15 protein-coding genes are annotated in these 17,623 nt (G+C 50.4%); 6 read left to right on the top strand and 9 right to left on the bottom strand.

All coding sequences use genetic code 11. The features are described from left to right. Window positions 1-55: 55 nt before the first annotated feature. A complete protein-coding gene (locus Q4E93_RS29215) occupies window positions 56-931 on the top strand; it encodes a hypothetical protein (protein ID WP_303591442.1) in 876 nt (291 codons plus the stop codon). 12 nt (window positions 932-943) lie between these two features. On the opposite strand, the gene Q4E93_RS29210 is transcribed toward Q4E93_RS29215, so the two are convergent. The 5 genes from Q4E93_RS29210 to Q4E93_RS29190 form a co-directional block, all read right to left on the bottom strand. Further along, entirely contained in the window at window positions 944-1,939 is a 996-nt protein-coding gene (locus Q4E93_RS29210) for a sterol desaturase family protein (RefSeq protein ID WP_303591441.1), read from the bottom strand. 104 nt (window positions 1,940-2,043) lie between these two features. Further along, window positions 2,044-3,558, bottom strand: a complete 1,515-nt coding sequence (locus Q4E93_RS29205; protein ID WP_303591440.1) for a RagB/SusD family nutrient uptake outer membrane protein — start codon at window positions 3,556-3,558, stop codon at window positions 2,044-2,046. Window positions 3,559-3,584: 26 nt separating this feature from the next. Further along, on the bottom strand, window positions 3,585-7,001 hold the full coding sequence (locus Q4E93_RS29200; protein ID WP_303591439.1) for a TonB-dependent receptor: 3,417 nt from the start codon (window positions 6,999-7,001) through the stop codon (window positions 3,585-3,587). A gap of 230 nt (window positions 7,002-7,231) precedes the next feature. After that, complete coding sequence (locus Q4E93_RS29195) at window positions 7,232-8,224, bottom strand: FecR family protein (protein ID WP_303591437.1); 993 nt, start codon at window positions 8,222-8,224, stop codon at window positions 7,232-7,234. A gap of 76 nt (window positions 8,225-8,300) precedes the next feature. Beyond that, window positions 8,301-8,927 carry an RNA polymerase sigma factor gene (locus Q4E93_RS29190; protein ID WP_303591435.1) on the bottom strand — a complete coding sequence of 209 codons (627 nt, stop codon included), beginning with the start codon at window positions 8,925-8,927 and terminating at the stop codon, window positions 8,301-8,303. 176 nt (window positions 8,928-9,103) lie between these two features. Here Q4E93_RS29190 and Q4E93_RS29185 point away from each other — a divergent pair, with 176 nt between their 5' ends. Both Q4E93_RS29185 and Q4E93_RS29180 read left to right on the top strand, forming a co-directional pair. Next, the gene (locus Q4E93_RS29185) at window positions 9,104-9,466 is read left to right on the top strand and encodes a BlaI/MecI/CopY family transcriptional regulator (protein WP_303591433.1); all 363 of its coding nucleotides are present in this window, start codon (window positions 9,104-9,106) and stop codon (window positions 9,464-9,466) included. A 4-nt stretch (window positions 9,467-9,470) separates the two neighbouring features. Beyond that, complete coding sequence (locus Q4E93_RS29180; protein WP_303591431.1) at window positions 9,471-11,924, top strand: M56 family metallopeptidase; 2,454 nt, start codon at window positions 9,471-9,473, stop codon at window positions 11,922-11,924. A 64-nt stretch (window positions 11,925-11,988) separates the two neighbouring features. Here the strand turns inward: Q4E93_RS29180 and Q4E93_RS29175 are convergent, their stop codons facing one another. Continuing rightward, complete coding sequence (locus tag Q4E93_RS29175; protein WP_303591429.1) at window positions 11,989-12,435, bottom strand: Hsp20/alpha crystallin family protein; 447 nt, start codon at window positions 12,433-12,435, stop codon at window positions 11,989-11,991. A gap of 147 nt (window positions 12,436-12,582) precedes the next feature. Between Q4E93_RS29175 and Q4E93_RS29170 the strand changes: the two genes are divergently transcribed. The 3 genes from Q4E93_RS29170 to Q4E93_RS29160 all read left to right on the top strand — a co-directional run bounded on the left by Q4E93_RS29170 (window position 12,583) and on the right by Q4E93_RS29160 (window position 15,180). Continuing rightward, window positions 12,583-13,791 (top strand): MFS transporter, encoded by a 1,209-nt coding sequence (locus Q4E93_RS29170; RefSeq protein WP_303591427.1) that lies wholly within the window; start codon window positions 12,583-12,585, stop codon window positions 13,789-13,791. 155 nt (window positions 13,792-13,946) lie between these two features. Next, window positions 13,947-14,516, top strand: coding sequence for a peroxiredoxin (locus tag Q4E93_RS29165; protein WP_303591425.1), 570 nt, complete (start codon window positions 13,947-13,949; stop codon window positions 14,514-14,516). A 64-nt stretch (window positions 14,517-14,580) separates the two neighbouring features. Further along, entirely contained in the window at window positions 14,581-15,180 is a 600-nt protein-coding gene (locus tag Q4E93_RS29160; RefSeq protein WP_303591424.1) for a carboxymuconolactone decarboxylase family protein, read from the top strand. 61 nt (window positions 15,181-15,241) lie between these two features. Here the strand turns inward: Q4E93_RS29160 and Q4E93_RS29155 are convergent, their stop codons facing one another. The 3 genes from Q4E93_RS29155 to Q4E93_RS29145 form a co-directional block, all read right to left on the bottom strand. Continuing rightward, window positions 15,242-16,096, bottom strand: coding sequence for a hypothetical protein (locus Q4E93_RS29155; protein ID WP_303591422.1), 855 nt, complete (start codon window positions 16,094-16,096; stop codon window positions 15,242-15,244). 58 nt (window positions 16,097-16,154) lie between these two features. Then, a complete protein-coding gene (locus Q4E93_RS29150; protein WP_303591420.1) occupies window positions 16,155-16,718 on the bottom strand; it encodes a DUF4138 domain-containing protein in 564 nt (187 codons plus the stop codon). A gap of 188 nt (window positions 16,719-16,906) precedes the next feature. Then, entirely contained in the window at window positions 16,907-17,476 is a 570-nt protein-coding gene (locus tag Q4E93_RS29145; RefSeq protein ID WP_303591418.1) for a Crp/Fnr family transcriptional regulator, read from the bottom strand. Window positions 17,477-17,623: the final 147 nt, after the last annotated feature.

Raw genomic sequence — 17,623 nt, 5'->3', positions numbered from 1 at the left:
AATATTTAACAAATTCAATGCCTACCTTTGTTCCTTAAGCATAAAAGGCAGATAAATGAGAACCACGATATTTCGTTTGACCGTTTTACTAATACCGGCGGCTTTGGCCGTGTCCTGCCGGTCATCCAGGAGTGCCGCCGCCCAGGAAGGGCAGGGGCTCGGCTGGCAAAAGCAACCGCTGACCATCGATGGCAGCGACAGCGACTGGGTCCGGCCTTTGCCAGGCATTGAAAGCACCGAAAAGCTTACCTATGCCATGACCAATGACGCGGAGAATCTTTATGTAATGATCTCCACGAAGGATCCGGCTGAACAGAACAAGATCCTTTCGGGCGGAATGACGGTGTGGGTAAACAATCAGGCTGATAAGACCAATGATGAAGCTATCGGTCTGGGCTTCCCGTTGGACCCGCATAATGACAGGGAAAAGCAGCTGATGGCGGAAGCACGGCCCGAGGTGTATAAGGACAGGTCGGCCAAGCTGGACGATGCAGATGCATACGAGCTCTACGGGTTTAGCCGGGAAGAGCCGATAGCGCGGTATAACTACGGTGTGGAAAATAAGCAGGGAGTAGTGGTGCGGATGAACTACAATGCTTCGGGGGACCTGGTGTACGAGGCCCAGATCCCGCTGAAGGCCGTCTTTCCCAAGGCCAATAATTCTCATTATTATGCAGGCAGGAACATCGCCGTAGGTATTTTTATCGAGGGCATACCGGCTCCTCCGGGCAGCAGGGGGGGCGGCGGAGGCGGGGGCGTCTCCATCGGCGGAGGGCTGGGCTTTGGGTCTTTCGGAAGTGGCGGAGGAGTAGGCTTATCCATCGGTACGGGCAGCCTTGCACGGATTGGCGGGGGGAAGGGGGCGGCCTATAAACCTAAAAAGATCTGGCATGTGATGACGCTGGAAAAAGCGCCTGCGCGTCCATTCTGATAGCCGGGATAATCAGCCGGTGGTAGATGATCCATATTGGGTGGCCCTTTTCACCACGGCGGCTGTTTTGTGTTCACCGGTGTGGCTCCAGCCCGGGGGCATCCAGAGATAGAGGAACTTGTTCTTCAGGCCGGGTGCTTTTGCAATATCTTTAAATAAACAGGCGAACTCTCCGAAATACATGTCGACAAAGCTGCGGGTATTGACGGGGCGTGTGATGCCATATTCTATTTTTTCGCCGGGTTGCTCATCCTGGTATGTTTTGAACACCTTATCCCAGATGTTCAGCAAGTTGCAAAAATTGGTATCCATGTACAGGGGATTGCGGGCGTGATGTACCCGGTGGTGGGACGGCGTGAGGATGATCCGGCGCATGAACCCCATGCGTCCGTCCTTCATGATGTTTTCTCCCACGTGGATAAAGGCGCCCCATGTGCCATCGATGGCCATGATGAGAAAAAGAAGCGGCGGGTTTACGCCGGCGAGGATGCAGATGGAGGTCCGGATCACGTCTGCATAGGGAGCTTCCATGAAAAAATGCATGTAGGTGACGGAGAGGTTCATGGTCTGTGGTGCATGGTGCGTAGCGTGGAGGCACCAGAACAAGCGTACTTTATGTCCTAAATAGTGATAGATGAAATGAGCGAATTCCCAAACGATGTATCCATAGATGAACCAGTACCAGGTGAAACGGGTGGGGAGGATGGCGTATTTTTCGAAAAGGCCGATGCAAAAGGCGACTGCGGCTATGGAGATGAAGCGGGAGATGAACCTGTTGGCTACGAAGACGAAGAAAGGCATCCGGTAATCTTCGATCCTGAAGCGTTTGTAGGTGACAGCGCGTCCTATCTCAATCAGCAGGAGAAAAGGAATGACGGGGGAGATGGCTGCAAAGATGCCATGGGGCGTGGCCAGCGGGGAGTAGTCATTTTTATGATACATGTCCAGCAGGGGGCTCAGGCCGGCGAAACCCAGCAATTCGTCATATAAGGTCTGTAAGATTGCCATGTTCAAACAAATGTACTTAGTCTTTTTTAATCTAAAAAGAGCCGGCTGCCCATTGTACGCAATTTTCTGGCAGCCGGCTGTGTTATTCCCTCATGTGTATAGGCTTATTGAAATCCCGGGTTGTTGGGCAGGAGGTTGGGATTCACATCCGTTTCCTGCTTTGGTACGGGAAAGAGCAGCTGACTGGCGGTGAATGTTGTATTCCAAACCGTCTTGTGCCCTACGAAATCGTCCCAGTTGCCTGTCACATCATTATGCACTTTCAGGGTTCTGATCATGTCGAACCACATTTTGTTCTCGAAGCAAAGCTCGAAGTAGCGCTGGAGCCACACTTCTTTTTCGAAATCGTCTTTCGACAAGGTGCCGATGGGGGCCAGACTGGCCCTTGCACGGATCTTGTTCACGTAATTGACGGCATCGGCGTTGGGGCCATTCTCGGCCCTGTTGGAAGCTTCAGCGTACATTAAATATACGTCAGCCAGCCGGTATAAAGTGTAGTTCAGATCGGATTTTGCCGTACTTGTGACAGCGTTGACGTCAAACCATTTATAAATATAGTGGGCCTTGAATACAACGGGAGTGCCCGTCTTGATGCTGGGGTAGGAAGTGTAGAAGAACTGGCGTTCCTGAACGCGTTTGTCCCCGGCGGGAAATGAGGCGATGAATTGATCTGTTGGAAATACAGAGCCATATTCGTCCGAATATTTGGAAATGGCAGAGTAGTTGGGAATAGTCAGCGGGGTCAGCGGGTTATTCGAGTTGGCTGCCGCCGCATATTGCACCTGGAAGATGAACTCTCCCAGGTTCTTATTCTTAGGATCGATCATATCCGTGTAATTGGGAAACAGCGTAAAACCGCCGTTGTCGATGACCGCTTTGCTGCGTTTGGCCGATTCGGCATAATACTGGTCGCCGCCTTTGACGGGATTGCCGGCGTAGGTGAGATAGACGTCTGCCAGGATAGACTCTACTACACTCATGGAAACATATCCTCCGATGCTGTTCCAGCTGAGGCCGGCGGATTCTGCATACAGCAGGTCGGGGATGATGATGCTGTCATAAATGTTCTTTGCCGGGCTGCGGGGCACTTTCAGGTTCAGGTCTTTGGGCACGGTGGTGACATTCGGGACAGCGCCATACATCCGGACGAGGAAAAAATAGTAAAGTGCGCGTAACGTACGTGCCTGGGCCAGCAGCTGTTTGCTGGTGGCGGTGGGCACCACCGCCGTATCGGCTGTCGGGATGGTTTCTATCGCAAGGTTACAGGCGCCGATGCCCATGTACATCTGCTGCCACCAGGTATCTACATAGAAGGAGGTGGTATTGTAGTTAAGGGTCTGAAAGCTGACAAAACCTGTTTGCCCCAGGTCGCTGTTGGCTTTGCCTGTCATGAACTCCATGAGGTTCCAGGTATTGCCGCCATAGGAGGAAGGCTGACCATTGAGGAGGCCCTGCAGTTTGGAATAGCAGGCATTTGCCAGCGCCTGGGCTTCTTTGATGTTGGTGATCTTAAAGCCGGGGCTCAGGAAGTTGGTAGGTTTCTCCTCCAGGAACTTTTTACAGGATCCCAGCAAGACCAGCGTGAGTAAGATGATACTTATATGTTTAATACGTTGCATTAGCATAATTTTTACTTGGTTCGTGATTAAAATCCTACCGTCAGGCCCAGGTTCCATATCATGGGGCGGGGGTAGGAGAAGAAATCCAGGTTTTGAGAGAAGGCCGGGTTATTGCCGTAAGTGGTATTGTATGTATCCACTTCCGGATCATAGCCGGTGTATTTCGTGTGGAGGAAGAAGTTCTGTACGCTGGCCGCGACGCGAACCTTGGTCAGCTTCATCCTCCGTACGGTGGCTTCCGGGATCGTATATCCCAGGGTCATATTCTGGCCACGGATGAAGGAGCCGTTTTCCACCCACCATGTATCGAAATGAGAGTCCTGGGCGAATTTGTAATTGCGTACCTGGGAGATCATCGTATTCTGGTGTTCCGGCGTCCAGGCGTTCAGGACGGTGGCCAGGCTGTTGGCGATGGTCTGCCTGTCTTCGCTGGAATGTTTGAATGTAGCGGCTGTATTCACCCCTTGTACAAAGCGGATGTCAAAAGAGAAGTCCCAGCTTTTGTAATTGATCGTGCTGTTGAAGGTGCCTGTCCATTTGGGATAGGCGTGCCCGATGATGCTGTAATGCGGTGTTTTCCCATCTTTTTCATAGATGTATTTGCGGTCGCCCGTCTTGAGACCAACCAGGGCGGCTTCGGCGCCTTCGTCCGAGCTGTAGGTACCCAGGCGAGTCATGCCCCAGAAAGAACCGATGGACTGGCCTACGCGAAGGATATTGGTCTGTCCCAGGAAGTTGGGGCCGGGGAAGATATCTGCATTGCCATCATTCAGGTTGAGGATTTTGTTCCTGTTGGCCGCAAAGATGAAGTTGGTGGACCATTTAAAATCCGGGGTCTTTACGTTAACCGTATTCAGATTGATCTCGATGCCGCTGTTGCGGACAGATCCTACGTTCTGGTATACGTTGTTGGTTTGCATACCGGCGGACCATGGAATGGGCGTTTGGAGGAGCAGGTCCTTGGTCGTACGGTTGTAATAGTCGATGTTCATCTGGATCCTGTCCCTGAAAAGACCCAATTCCACTCCTACGTCCCCTTGCAGGGATTTTTCCCATTTCAGATTCTTGTTGCCTATGTAGTTAGGCAGCAGGGTAGATTGATTGGCGCCATTGAGCACGACGACCCCGGGCGTGATCTGTCCCTGGGAGAGGCCAAAGCCAATTTCGGAATTACCGGTGAGGCCATAGCTGCCGCGGATCTTCATATAGCTGATGACATCGCTGTGTTTCATGAAATCTTCCTCTGAGATGCGCCAGGCTGCCCCAACGGAAGGGAAGAAGGCGAATTGATTGTTCTTGCCGAAGCGCGAGCTGCCGTCATAGCGGCCTGTAGCGGTGAACAGGTATTTGTCATCGATGTTGTAGGTGACGCGGGCATAATAAGAGTTCATGGTCCAGGTGGGAACGCTTAAGGACTTGGTGTTGCTGCGGACGGAGCCTGCGTCCAGCACATTGTACTGGAAGAAGTCGTCGATGAAGTTCTGCGATTCCGCATCCACCCATTCCTGCTTGTATTTCTGCCAGGAAGCGCCTAAGAGCGCCGTCATTTTCTGGTGGTCATTGATCTTTTTATTCCACGTGAGGTAATTCTCCGACTGCCAGAAGAAGTTATAGTATGAGTTGATATGCGCCTCGCCGCCCTGGTCCTGGGAAAGGTGGGGCAGGTCCTGTGCTGAGTAGAAGTTATTTTTCTGTCCGCTGACAAAGTAACCGAAGTCGGATTTGAGGTCCAGCTCTTTCGTGAGATGGATGGTGAAATAGGCATCTCCCAGCGCCTGGAGCGTATTATTCAGGGAATACCTGCTTTGGGAGATATGAACAGGGTTGGGGCCGCCTTCCAGGCCACCGATGTCATTGTTGCCGGCCCAGCTGCCGTCGGGATATTTCACAGGAACGATGGGCACTTCTTCAGAGACCATGCGGGGTACGTTGAGGCCGCCGTTGCCATCCGACACCATCCGCTGCGTGCTTTGGATGACATTGATATATCCGCCGAATTTCAGCCAGTTGTTGACCTCATTATCGAGGGTCAGCTTAGCTGAATATCTTTTGAACCAACTGTTGATCATAAGCCCATTCTGGTTTAAGTATCCCAGGGAGGCGCTGTAAATGGATTTGTCGCTGCCGCCCTGGATATTGATGAAATGGTCATGGGAGTAAGCGGTTTTATACACTTCCTTTTCCCAGTTGGTGTTGTAGAGGGGCTTGTCGTTGGCGTCGAACAGCTTGGGCAGGGAGGCATGGTTTAAAGGCTGGGGAGGCGTCCAGACGCCGCCGGCGTTGTCGAACTTTGTCCCATTGGCAAAAGAAAGGTTATAGACATCGACGAATTGCTGTGCATTCAGGGTCTTCAGGTGCCTGTTGAGGGTGGCCATATTGACATCGCCATCATAGGTCACCCGGGTATCGCCCTTGCGGCCCCGCTTGGTGGAGACCATGATGACGCCATTTGCACCACGCGCTCCATAGATGGCGGTGGAAGAGGCGTCCTTCAATACTTCAAGGGAAGCTATTTCGTGCGGATTGATCGTATTGATGTCAACTCCGGTGACACCATCCACTACATAAAGCGGGTCAAGGCTGGAATTGATGGAGCCGATACCCCGGACCCGTACTTTGGCAGGCTGCCCGGGGGCGCTGCTGTTGATCATGACGTCCACGCCTGGGATCTTTCCTTCGAGGGCCTGGGAGACGTTGGGCACGGGTCTGTCCATCAGCTGTTCGCCTTTCAGGCTGGAGACGGCGCCGGTGAGATCCGATTTCTTCGCCGTACCATAGCCGATGACCACCACGTCGTTGAGGCCGGCAGCTACTTCCTTCAGCTGAATGTTCAATGTGGCCTGACTGCCGACAGACACGGTCTTTGTTTCGTATCCCACTGAAGAGAAACGGAGGGTGGCGCCTTCATCCGGGATGGTGAGCTTAAATTTACCTTCTCCGTCCGTCGTGGTGCCACCGGCGCTGCCGCGGATGGTTACCGATGCACCGACGATGGGCACTCCGCTTTCACTGGAGACTGTGCCGGTGATCGTACGCACTTTTACTTCCAGGTCTGGTGTGGTGGATGACAGGAGAGCGGGCAGTCTGCCGAGAGCGGCAGGGCCAGGTTCGGAGCGGCCATCGCGTCTGTAGGAGATGACGATGGTGTTGCCCACCTGCTCGTATTGCAGGGTCGTGTTTCGCAGGAGGGCTTCCAGGATGGTATGCACAGACCGGCCATTGTAAGCGAGGTTGAGATTGGTGACGCGTTTGATCTCCCGCTTGTTATAGGCAAAGGTGAAAGGGGTGAGCTTCTGGATCTTTTCCAGGGCTGTCACCAGGGGCTCGTTCTTTAGCTCCAGGGAAATGAATACCTTGTTAATGTCCTGCCCGCGAACGTCGCGGGCGCTAATTAACTGTATGCTGCACAGTGATATAAGTATTAAAAAAAAGCTTACACGCATACAATAAGGCAATCGTTTTTTGAATTGAATAAGCAGTTTCCGGCGCCCTTCGGCAGGGTAGAGCCGTTCAAACGCTGACAATAAAGAAAATGTCATAGTTTTGATTTGTTTTAAATGATGAATACTTGTTTAAGACAGGATACCTTCTTTTTAAGCGAAAAGGTATTTTTAACAACCTGCTCCGGGTTCCAGCCGGAGTAGGTTATTTTATTTATTTACGGTTTATGTTTTCACTTACATCCTTCGCCATTTAGCTCAAAGCCTCCGCCCGGGATCAATCTGTATTCCATATTGTTGATCTTCGACAGCACCCTGATGATCTGTTCCAGTGATTCGCCTTGAGTAAAGCTGGCGGTGACATGACAACTTTCAGCCGCGGGATTTGCGAGCGTAATGGATGTGTGGAATTGCTGCTGCAATTCTTCCACGGCTTCTTTCATGCTGACGTCATTGAACAAAAGGTAGGGTTTTTTCCAGGCGATCTCTTCTTTTGCATTTACCTGGATCTTTTTCAATTTATGATTGACAGGATCGACCATCAACTGCTCATTGCGTTTTAAGATGCTGAAATCGCCGGAGCCGTTGTCGACTTTCACTTTCCCTTTCAGTACGGTGACTGTGAAGCCTTTTTCATGTGCGTTGATATTAAAGGCCGTACCCAATACGGTGGTTGTTATGCGTCCGGTATGGACGATGAAGGGGCGGGTGTCGTGACGTATGTCGAAATAAGCTTCTCCCACGAGGGTCACCTCGCGCGTTTTGCCGGAGAAAGCAGGATCGAAATCGATGTGCGCGTTCTTATGCAGGAGGACTTTGCTGCCATCGGACAGGGTGAGGCATTGGTCGATGACCGGCCTGGTTATGTCCGTCAGTGCGGACACGGGGGCAGGCGTGTGAGAGGTATAAAAGTAATAAGTCAGACCAGTGACGGACAAAAGAATGAGGATCGCGGCGGCATACCTGAAAAATATTGGTTTACGACGAGGGGGAAGATGAACAGCGGGCTGCTGTTGAATGATGTATTGCAGGATCCTATCGGCTGTTGCCGGGTCCTGGAGGTGGGAAGGAATATCCTTCGCCCAGGTTTTGTCAATGAGATCCCGCAGGAGTGCATCGTGTCCGGGGTGCAACAATAGTTGGAACAACTCCTCTTTTTCGGATGGAGTGCATGTATTTTCATAATACCTGTAAAACAGGTAAGTCAATCGTTCGGGGACTCCCATGATGTAGTATTACAGGTAAAGACTGTAAATTCTGGCGGTAGGAGTATAGGGATATGAAAAAAACGTTTTAGCAGTATTAGCACAAAAAAGGGATGCTCAGGAGAAGGAAGATTGCGTTGTCGGAATGAAAGTGCAGAATATCTTTTAAGGTCTTTAAGGCATGTACCAGATGCGTCTTGACTGTGTTGCGGGAAATATTGAGCTGAGAAGCGATCTCCTCATGTTTCATTCCCTCGTTGCGGCTGAGGGTAAAGATCAGTTTTTGCTGGGGGGAGAGATGATCGAGCGCGTTTTGCAGGCGGACTTCGTTTTCTTTTGTAAGAACTTGATCCTCAACTAAATTGGCTTCTGGATCCAGAAGATGGGCCATTTGTTTGCGTGCGGCGGCTTCCTTAGCCAGCAGCTTGAGTGTATCGAAGATCTGATTGCGGGCTATGATAAAGAGCCAGGATTCGAATTTCAGGATATGCGGCAGCTTATTCCGGTGTAACCATACTTTAAGAAAGACTTCCTGCACCGATTCATCCGCCAGTCCGATGTTCCTGAATAAATGGAAGGCATAAGCGTAGATCTTGGGTCTGTAGTGGTGGAACAATATTCCAAAAGCCTTCTCATCGCCTTCTGCAACAAGGGCAAGCAAGTCAGTCTCGTCAGGCAGCGAAAAGGTTTTTGTCGTAGTATCTGGAATTTGAGTGTCAAACATTGCTTCGCAGGTTGTTTGTAAGCACTTACCAAAATTATTTCAATTTCAGCACTGACCAAATTTATTTGGAGGGTCCTTTCTCCGCAGTGGGAGGCGGGAGAAATTTTTTCAAAAAACTAATGAATTAGTTGGCAAACTAATCGATTAGTAGTAGCTTAGGATAAAATAGCAACAAAATGCAGAAACTGGCTAAACGGGAAGAGCAGATCATGCAAGCCTGCTGGCACCTGGAGAAAGCATTCATTAAAGATATCATTGCCGAACTGCCTGATCCCAAGCCTCATTATAATTCAGTAGCCACCATGGTGCGCATCCTGGAGGAAAAAGGTTTTCTGGACCATGAGGCGCTGGGGAATACTTTCCGGTACTTTCCGGTGATATCCAAGGAGCAGTATCAGAAGCATGCATTTGACGACATCGTCAAGCAATATTTCAACAACTCTTATTCGCGCATGCTGGCCTTTTTTGCGAAAGAGCAGAAGATATCAAAGGAAGAGATCAATGAGATATTGGAGATCATAAAAAGCCAAAAAAAGTGATCAAATGATACCTTATATCCTGCATGTAAGCATTCTTATTGCTGCCGCCACCTTTTCTTACAGGCTGCTGCTGAAAAAGCTGACATTTTATGCGCTTAACAGGTGGATATTACTGGGCTGTCTGCTGGTGGCTTTCGTGTTGCCATTGCTGCCCATACCGAGGGCGTGGAGCTGGCAGGCGCCGGTGGCGGCTGCTGCGGCGACGCCGGTTGTTTCGACGGTTGTTCCTGTACGGGGTGAGCCTATGGGGGCTGGCGCGGCGCCGGCTCCTTCGTCCACTGCGGCCAGAGGGGAGCATACCGCTGTTCCGGCGGCCGTCTTTCACCGGAAGCCGACCGAGCTTTCTGCGCGGGTGGCAGCGCCGCAAAAGCAGGCTGCCGCACCCTTGCCTCCCGTCCCGTCTCCCCCTGTTGCCACGTCTGCGACCGTAGCTGCCGGGGGTAACTTTTTCCCGCGTATGCTGTCCGTACTTTTTTATCTCTACCTGTTTGGTGTGATCGTCCTGGGGGGGAACATGCTGCGACAGGTGATCATGCTGCTGGTGCAGCGGTACAAGGCACCGGTGATCCGGGACGGGCAGTACAGGATCATTGCAACGGCCGGTGTGCATGGTCCCTGTTCATTCGGGAAGATGATCTTCATTCATCCGCACCGTTATGATCCGGACACCTATCACCAGATCCTGCTGCATGAGAAGGTCCATGCCGGCGGCTGGCACACAGTGGATATTCTGCTGGCGGAGATCGGCATTGTGTTCCAATGGTTCAATCCCTTTATCTGGTGGTTCAGGCGGGAATTGGAGAACAACCTCGAATTTCTCACCGACCGCCATGTGCTTCGGCATCCGGGCATTGACAGGTCGGCTTATCAGTTAAGCCTTATAAAAGTAGCGGCTCCGGATGTCCCGCTCAGCATTTCCTCGAACTATAATCAATCACTTTTAAAAAGACGTATAATTATGATGAATGCTCAAAACTCCGCTCGTCATACTGCCTGGAAGTATTTTATCCTGCTGCCCCTGTTCATTTTCCTGACCTGGATATTGAACAGGCCGGCTGCCCTGGCCCAGGACAGTAAGCATTCTCGCAAAGCGCAGGTGCTGCCCGTGCTCCCGGCGCCGGTGGTAAACGCAGCTCCTGTTGCGGCCCCCGTTGTTGCGATGGCGCCCGTTGCCGCCCTGCAGCCTGTGGAAAGGCCTCTTGCGACACTCCGTGACGGCCAGGCTCCTCTGTCGATCCCCGGCATACAGCGGGGGCCGGCGCCCGATATTCAGCCGGGGCAAGCTCCCGTCCCGGCGCCTGTGCCCGTACCCATTCCACCGATGGACACGTCCAAGCCTTCTTCCCGGGCTGACAGGATGGAAGGTTCCTGGTTCATTACGAATTACAAACAGGATAATAAAGGGGACAATGTGACGATCGAGCTGCGCGACCAGGACGATGACCACCGGTGGAACAGCAGCTTCACCGTTGCACGTCGCCAATTATTCCTATCCGGCGTGGGTAAAGTGGAGTTTGCCCTGACGCGTGAAGCGGGCACCATGCATTTCTCGGGCCAGTTTGATGGCGAACAGGGTTTCGGCCACTATAAGTTTCAGCCAGATGCAGCTTACCTGTCCCAGATGCGGCAGCAAAAGGTAGTGATGGAAGAAGATGAACTGTTGTCTTTTTTCCTGCTGGATATAAAGAAGGACTATGCCGACATGTTGCACAGCAATGGATATCCGGATATATCGAAAAATCATCTTATTTCTATGGCTGCACTGGGGATTGACAAGCCTTATATCCAGGGAGTCCGTGAAATGGGCTATGCCGACATTTCGGAAAACCATCTCATTACTTTCAAGGCGCTGCATATAGACAAAGAATTTATAGACGATGTGCGTAAAGCGGGGTATGACCACCTGCCGGCGGAGAAGCTGATCACGTTTAAATCCCTGAAGATCGATGGCGCTTATCTGCGTCGTTTTCCCGCCTCCACGCCTCCTCAGGATATCATCACTTACAAATCCCTTCGTATTGACAGCGATTATGTGGCTTCGCTCAGGAGAGAGGGATATCCGGATCTTGCGTCCAGGGAGATTGTAAGTCTGCGTTCACTGAATGTGACGCCGGAGTTCATCAATGGGTTTCATGCCATCGGCTATAAGGATATCCCTGTGCATAACCTTATTTCCCTGAAATCCCTGAATATTACGCCTGACTATGTGAAAGGTTTTTTAGCGCTGGGCTATAAGGATATTTCGGTGAATCATTTGGCTTCGTTGAAATCCATGGGGATTACGCCTGAATTCATCAAAGAGTTCAATGCCATCGGGTTTAAGGACATCCCCCTGAACCAGCTGGCCTCTGTAAAGGCAATGGGCGTCACTCCTGCCTATGTCAGTAAGATGAAGGAGAAAGGGTTCGTATCGGATGATCTGAACAAATATATCCGTTTGAAGAATGCTTTTGATTAGTCCAGACCGTAAGATCTTAAAAGTTCCTGCCGCGGCAAGCGGCAGGAACTTTTCATTTACCTGGTTATTTAACGGTGATATGTTTGGAAGCCGGTTTTCTTGCCTCTTCAGTTTTAGGCAGGACCAGCCTGAGCAATCCGTTCTCATAGGTGGCATCGATCTTGTCTTTTAACACGCCATCCGGCAGGGTAAAGGTTCTTGAGAATGAAGTAAAGTTGAACTCCGTCCGGGTGTGCCTGGCGTCTTTATGCTCCTTTTGTTCCTCTTTCTCTGCGCTGATGGTAAGCATGTTGCCTTCCACATCGATGTCGAAATCGTCTTTTTTCATGCCTGGCACGGCCAAGGAAATTTCGAAATGGTCCGATTTTTCCATAATGTTCACAGCCGGAACCGTCAGCATGCGGGACAAAGAACCGCCATTGGTATCAAACCACCTATCCCAGGGCTTGAAGAAATCCTGAAAAATGGTGGGAAGCGTTTCTCCTCTTCTGGCTAAATCTTTAGTAGACATAAGACCTCCTTTATTTTAAGGTGATAAAAACAAGTCTCAGGCTTATGGAGGGGGCGACCGGTGAGGGATCCGTATTTTATAAAAAAGGCCACAAAAAGATTGCCAGAGTGGTAAATTTGTTTTTTTATCAAATAGTGTTAACAAGGAATGGCAATAAGACAGGTTAGGTCCTTTTCTCCCGGCGGGAGCCGGGTCATGGTAGCTATTTTTTTCTTTGTTTCCGGATTTGGGTTTTCTACGTGGGCGTCCCGGATTCCTACTATCCAGCAGCAACTGCAGCTGAACGAAGCGCAATTAGGCGCAGTTCTTTTCGCCCTGCCCATCGGCCTTATGCTGACCTTGCCTGTCACCGGAGCCTTGCTGAGCCGATTTGACAGCCGGGTCATTATGATGGGAGGGGCTGTACTGTTCAATCTCATGCTCTGTGGAATAGGTTTTGCTACGCGCACCTGGGAACTGGTGTTGGGGCTGTTTTGTTTCGGGGCTTCCCGTAATCTGCTGAATATTTCCGCCAATGCGCAATCCATCGGGGTACAGGCTTTATACGACCGGAGTATCATCGCCCGTTTTCACGGCGTCTGGAGCCTGGCCGGATTTGGCGGCGCCGCCCTAGGGAGCCTGATGGTGTCCTTTGTCATCAGCCCTGGCTGGCATTTTCTGCTGGTGGGTATCGTGCTGACCTTGCTGGCTTTTTATGCTTATCCCGGTGCTCTTCCACAGGCGCCGGCAGCCCGGGAAAGGCGGCCCTGGTTTGCTCTTCCTGACAGGGCGCTGGCAAAATTCGGTGTCATTTCATTTGCTTCCATGGCCTGTGAAGGGACGATGTATGACTGGAGCGGCATTTATTTCCGCAAGGCAGTGCATACTTCCGGTAAGGTGGCCACTGCAGGGTTTGTGGTGTATATGGTGGCTATGACCCTGGGCCGGCTGACGGGGGATAAACTGGCCAACAAGTATGGGATCAGGAACATGCTGATATATAGTGGATGGTTGATAGGGCTGGGGCTGCTGTTTGCGGCGCTGCTGCCTTTTCCGCTGACGGCCGGACTGGGCTTTATGCTGACAGGCTTTGGCGTTAGCTGTGTGATCCCGATGGTGTTCAGCATGGCCGGCCGGGCGGTGGGTATGAGCAGCGGGTCGGCCATTGCGGCGGTGTCGACGGTGGGTTATTTTGGTTTTCTCCTGGTGCCGCCTTTGGTGGGTTCCGTGGCGGAAATAGCAGGATTGCGCTGGTCTTTTGGGCTGATCGCATTATTTGGCATTGCCATCACGGTGCTGGTGAAAAGGATCCTTACTGGTGAAGAAACACCGGCCCGGCCCGCACAGGAAGTTTCAGCCGCTGTTTCCGATATATAGATTTTGTCTATTGGATTATAGATAATTATGATCGTATTCTATCAGGTTGCTGCGCTATATTTGCAGCATCTTATTTCTCGCACTACAGCGAGAAGACCCAAGACGATTTGCCCGCCTGCGAAATGACTCATTTCATATTAAAAAACAAATCAAATATGTCCAACAGGATCTTATCAATCGGCGAAAAATTTCCTGCTTTTAAGAAGAAAGCAGTTGTATCTATTGAGAAAGGAAAGGAATTTACAGAGTTGACACATGAGTATGCGAGCGCGGAAGGAAAATGGACCGTGCTGTTCTGGTGGCCGAAGGATTTCACTTTCGTTTGCCCTACGGAGATAGCCGAGTTTAACAAGAAGCACAGTGAGTTTGTCGACAGGGATACTGTCCTGATCGGCGCTTCCACCGATTCAGAGTTTGTACATGCCGCCTGGAGAAGGGACCACAGCGATCTGCGTGATCTGAAATTCCCCATGCTGGCTGATACATCCAAGTCTCTGGCTGAAGAGCTGGGGATCCTGGACAAGGAAGAAAAGATCGCTTATCGTGCAACTTTCATCATCGATCCTCAGGGCATTGTCCGTTGGGTAAGCGTATATGACCTGAATGTAGGGCGCAGTGTTCAGGAAGTCATCCGTGTATTGGATGCTTTGCAGACGGACGAACTATGTCCCTGCAACTGGAAGAAAGGCGAGGAAACGCTGACTACGCAGTTGAGCATGAATTAATCGACTGAAATATCCATTGATCATAAAAGGCAGGGTTATCCCTGCCTTTATAAAATACATTCATATGAGTGCCACAGTCACGCTGCAAAACGAAACATTTCAGAACCTTTTATTGGAATTGAATATACCGGACTATGAACCTTCCTCCAGCGTCCGGGCCCTTGTCGGGGCGGAGTCGAGGTTTATCAAAGATCTGAAGATCAATGTCGGCAATGTTCTTAATAACAACCAGCATCTGAACAGGAAGGAGTCCCTGCTGCTGGCGCTGGCGGTAGCCGTCAATGAGAAATACGCTTTGTTGCAGGATGCTTTTACTGGTCTGGCGAAGGATGCCGGTGCGACGGAGGCAGAGGTCGCGGAGATCATAGCCTGTACCTCATTGATGAATACGAACAATGTGTTCTACCGATTCAGACACTTCATACAAAAGGATTTTTATACCAATCAGCCAGCGGGGATCAAGATGAGCATCATGGCCAATCCTGTATTGGGCAAGGAGTTTTTTGAGCTGGTGAGCCTGGTGGTTTCGTCCATCAATGGATGTGAGATGTGTGTGACTTCCCATGAGCGGTCTGTGCTGCAGCATGGTAGCTCGGAGTCAAGGGTTTTGGAAGGAGTGAAGCTCGGGGCGATTGTCAAGGGGCTGATCGCAGTGCTTACGTAGCATAAAGAATTGAAAACAGGGTTTTGCGAACAAGCGTCCGCAAAACCCTGTTAGTATTTAACTAAGCGGTTCTCCGGTTCCTTTTTTTAACCGGAGGTCCGTCTGCCTGTATCGATTCTTGGGCAGGCACTTCTCTTTCTTCCTCTTTTTCCATGTCTCCGTCTTCGTCAATTCCCACCGGGGGGAGCTCCAACTCCGGGGTTAAATGAATGGTGTTTTCATTTGTTCTCACCACTTTTTGCAGGACCAGATGTTGGACTGACCTGACCGTCTCGGAATAGATCGAGATCGTTTTGAATTGAGGACATGCTTCGATATACTTTCTCTCGATCTTATTGGTCATGGCGAAGGTCACCGGGTGGATGTTGCCTTTCCTGAGAGACCGGATAAGGTTTGATCTTAGTTCCTCCACCTGTAGTTCCCGGATAGGGTAGTTATCCAGCACTTTTTCCAGGTCGTATCCATATTGCAGGCGGAACTGACGCGTCCTGTAGTTGTTCATCGGCGTTTTGGCACTAAAGTCCAGCTGGATCCAGGCGTTGTACTTTTCGCCTTCGCTGTCTGTCAGGTCCTTATTTACCGCCCTTCCCTGCAACAGGTTGAACGCTTCTTTCAGGGTGACGCCTGCCCCCTTGAAGATATAGAAGGTCTGCATCCTGTTGAGGTCAGGATTTTCAGCATACCATAATGCGGCGGTGTATTTCGTAAGGAAGTACATTTCCTGCTGGCCCCCTTTGCGGAAATGCAGCGTGGCTTCCAATTTACTCCATTCGTCGAAGTGTGCTTCGGTCGTCAGGTGAAATTCCTTTTGTCCTTTTCCGACCTCGTGCTCCAGTTCTTCGTTGAAGGGGAGCGTTTCTCCGAAACCCAGGTATCTGAGATTTTCCTGGAGAAAAGTTAGATTATCTTTTTTCATGATAATTTTTTTAATTTGTTTTTCTTAAAATAATGCGCTGTCCGGGTCGCGACGCTGTTCAGATCAATCTTGACCTCAGCAGCGTAAAATTGCTTACCAGCAATTCCAGTTTGCGTCCTCCGTTCTTCTCCGAGATTTCAATGACCAGCCATTTGTCTGCAGGCAGGGTAAACTGCGGCAGCACGATCACACTTTCTTCCTGGCTTTTACCTTTGATCAGGGAGGTGTTGCCGTAACGGTACGTTGGATCCAGGTGCATGGACGGGATGTTCCTTTTCACGCCTTTGCTGTCCCACATAAAGAACCGGATACTATCGACCACATAATCCAGGTGAGAGCGATTGCTGATGGCCAGCCGGAAGAAGAGCAGCCCCTGATGGGTATAAATGCCCTTAATCTGGAAGCTCATCCGGAGACGCCGGTTGAAGAGGTAATAGATCCTCCGGCGGTCTTTCTGCACTTTTTTGCAATGGTCCTGCATTTCTTTTTCTCCTATGACCCACAGCTGCTGCCGGTAAGCGACCAATGTATCGCCGTTCGGCGGCGGGGCACCGGGCTGTGTTCTGGCTGACAGGGAATTGAAGAACAGATAGCTGAGGAGGACAACAGAGATATGACTCATATTAGTAAGGTTTAATAATGAAAAAAATGGTTTTCTATAAGCATCCCTGCAGTGATGCCTTCTACCAACAAAGCTAGCAGCGAAACAGGAGGAGGATGGCATCAAAAGAGGTCATCTTGGCGCAGCCATCAAAGACAGAACAACTTGTTGGCGGCTATCTAGAAATGCCACCGGACATTTGTCGCTTGTTATTTCTCTCTTGCTCTTTGCACGGATCTTACCGAACATTTAATGAAGGAGGCTATATCCCTGAGCTGCAAACGGTCAGCCAGGGTGGGGTAGACTTTCAGGAAGTGGTTGTAGCGATCTTTGACAGTGCCTGACGCCAGCTCTTCCCAATTGTCCAGGGACAGCAGGTAATATTTTTCCGTGAGCAGACGGCCGATGCGCTCAAACCGGGGGTGATTGATATAAATATCATTCAGCTGCGATTTTGAAATGGAGTGAACGATGCTTTCTTTTCTCGCCTGAATGTAATGCCTGCTGGGATACTCGCCATAAAAGCTCTGGGGCACGAACATAACGTCCCCTTCGCTCATAAACCAGACATTTTCTTCCTGCCCTTTGTGCTTTCGGAAGCATCGGAAAACACCCTTTTCAATGTACCATACCCTGTCGCATATTTCGCCTTTATTCAGGAGCAGGTCATCAGCCAGGATCAGGTCTCTTTGCAGCATGCGGTACAGAAGCAATTCGACCTCATGCGTTATGGCATTGTTGTCAATAGTTTTGAGGAGATGGATAAGGTCTTTTGACATAAGGTAAGTTTTTGAGATGTTCAATTTAATAAAACCATCTTAGTCAAAAACAAAAATGTTGTTCAACGCGCAGGAATTTATTAATAGCAGGTATAACTGATAATAATACCGAAATGATAATGTTGTTTCCGTCTTTTGCATGACAGT

Source organism: Flavitalea plasmicola, assembly GCF_030546645.1.
GTDB lineage: Bacteria > Bacteroidota > Bacteroidia > Chitinophagales > Chitinophagaceae > Puia.
The sequence above is the reverse complement of the archived record's forward strand: the minus strand, read 5'-3'. Positions and strand labels throughout refer to the sequence as shown.

What these genes read in the sequence shown, in the direction of transcription:
- Q4E93_RS29215 (WP_303591442.1), top strand. Translation starts at nt 56, where the DNA reads ATGAGAACCACGATATTTCGTTTGACCGTTTTACTAATACCGGCGGCT.
- Q4E93_RS29210 (WP_303591441.1), bottom strand. Translation starts at nt 1,939, where the DNA reads ATGGCAATCTTACAGACCTTATATGACGAATTGCTGGGTTTCGCCGGC.
- Q4E93_RS29205 (WP_303591440.1), bottom strand. Translation starts at nt 3,558, where the DNA reads ATGCAACGTATTAAACATATAAGTATCATCTTACTCACGCTGGTCTTG.
- Q4E93_RS29200 (WP_303591439.1), bottom strand. Translation starts at nt 7,001, where the DNA reads ATGCGTGTAAGCTTTTTTTTAATACTTATATCACTGTGCAGCATACAG.
- Q4E93_RS29195 (WP_303591437.1), bottom strand. Translation starts at nt 8,224, where the DNA reads ATGGGAGTCCCCGAACGATTGACTTACCTGTTTTACAGGTATTATGAA.
- Q4E93_RS29190 (WP_303591435.1), bottom strand. Translation starts at nt 8,927, where the DNA reads ATGTTTGACACTCAAATTCCAGATACTACGACAAAAACCTTTTCGCTG.
- Q4E93_RS29185 (WP_303591433.1), top strand. Translation starts at nt 9,104, where the DNA reads ATGCAGAAACTGGCTAAACGGGAAGAGCAGATCATGCAAGCCTGCTGG.
- Q4E93_RS29180 (WP_303591431.1), top strand. Translation starts at nt 9,471, where the DNA reads ATGATACCTTATATCCTGCATGTAAGCATTCTTATTGCTGCCGCCACC.
- Q4E93_RS29175 (WP_303591429.1), bottom strand. Translation starts at nt 12,435, where the DNA reads ATGTCTACTAAAGATTTAGCCAGAAGAGGAGAAACGCTTCCCACCATT.
- Q4E93_RS29170 (WP_303591427.1), top strand. Translation starts at nt 12,583, where the DNA reads ATGGCAATAAGACAGGTTAGGTCCTTTTCTCCCGGCGGGAGCCGGGTC.
- Q4E93_RS29165 (WP_303591425.1), top strand. Translation starts at nt 13,947, where the DNA reads ATGTCCAACAGGATCTTATCAATCGGCGAAAAATTTCCTGCTTTTAAG.
- Q4E93_RS29160 (WP_303591424.1), top strand. Translation starts at nt 14,581, where the DNA reads ATGAGTGCCACAGTCACGCTGCAAAACGAAACATTTCAGAACCTTTTA.
- Q4E93_RS29155 (WP_303591422.1), bottom strand. Translation starts at nt 16,096, where the DNA reads ATGAAAAAAGATAATCTAACTTTTCTCCAGGAAAATCTCAGATACCTG.
- Q4E93_RS29150 (WP_303591420.1), bottom strand. Translation starts at nt 16,718, where the DNA reads ATGAGTCATATCTCTGTTGTCCTCCTCAGCTATCTGTTCTTCAATTCC.
- Q4E93_RS29145 (WP_303591418.1), bottom strand. Translation starts at nt 17,476, where the DNA reads ATGTCAAAAGACCTTATCCATCTCCTCAAAACTATTGACAACAATGCC.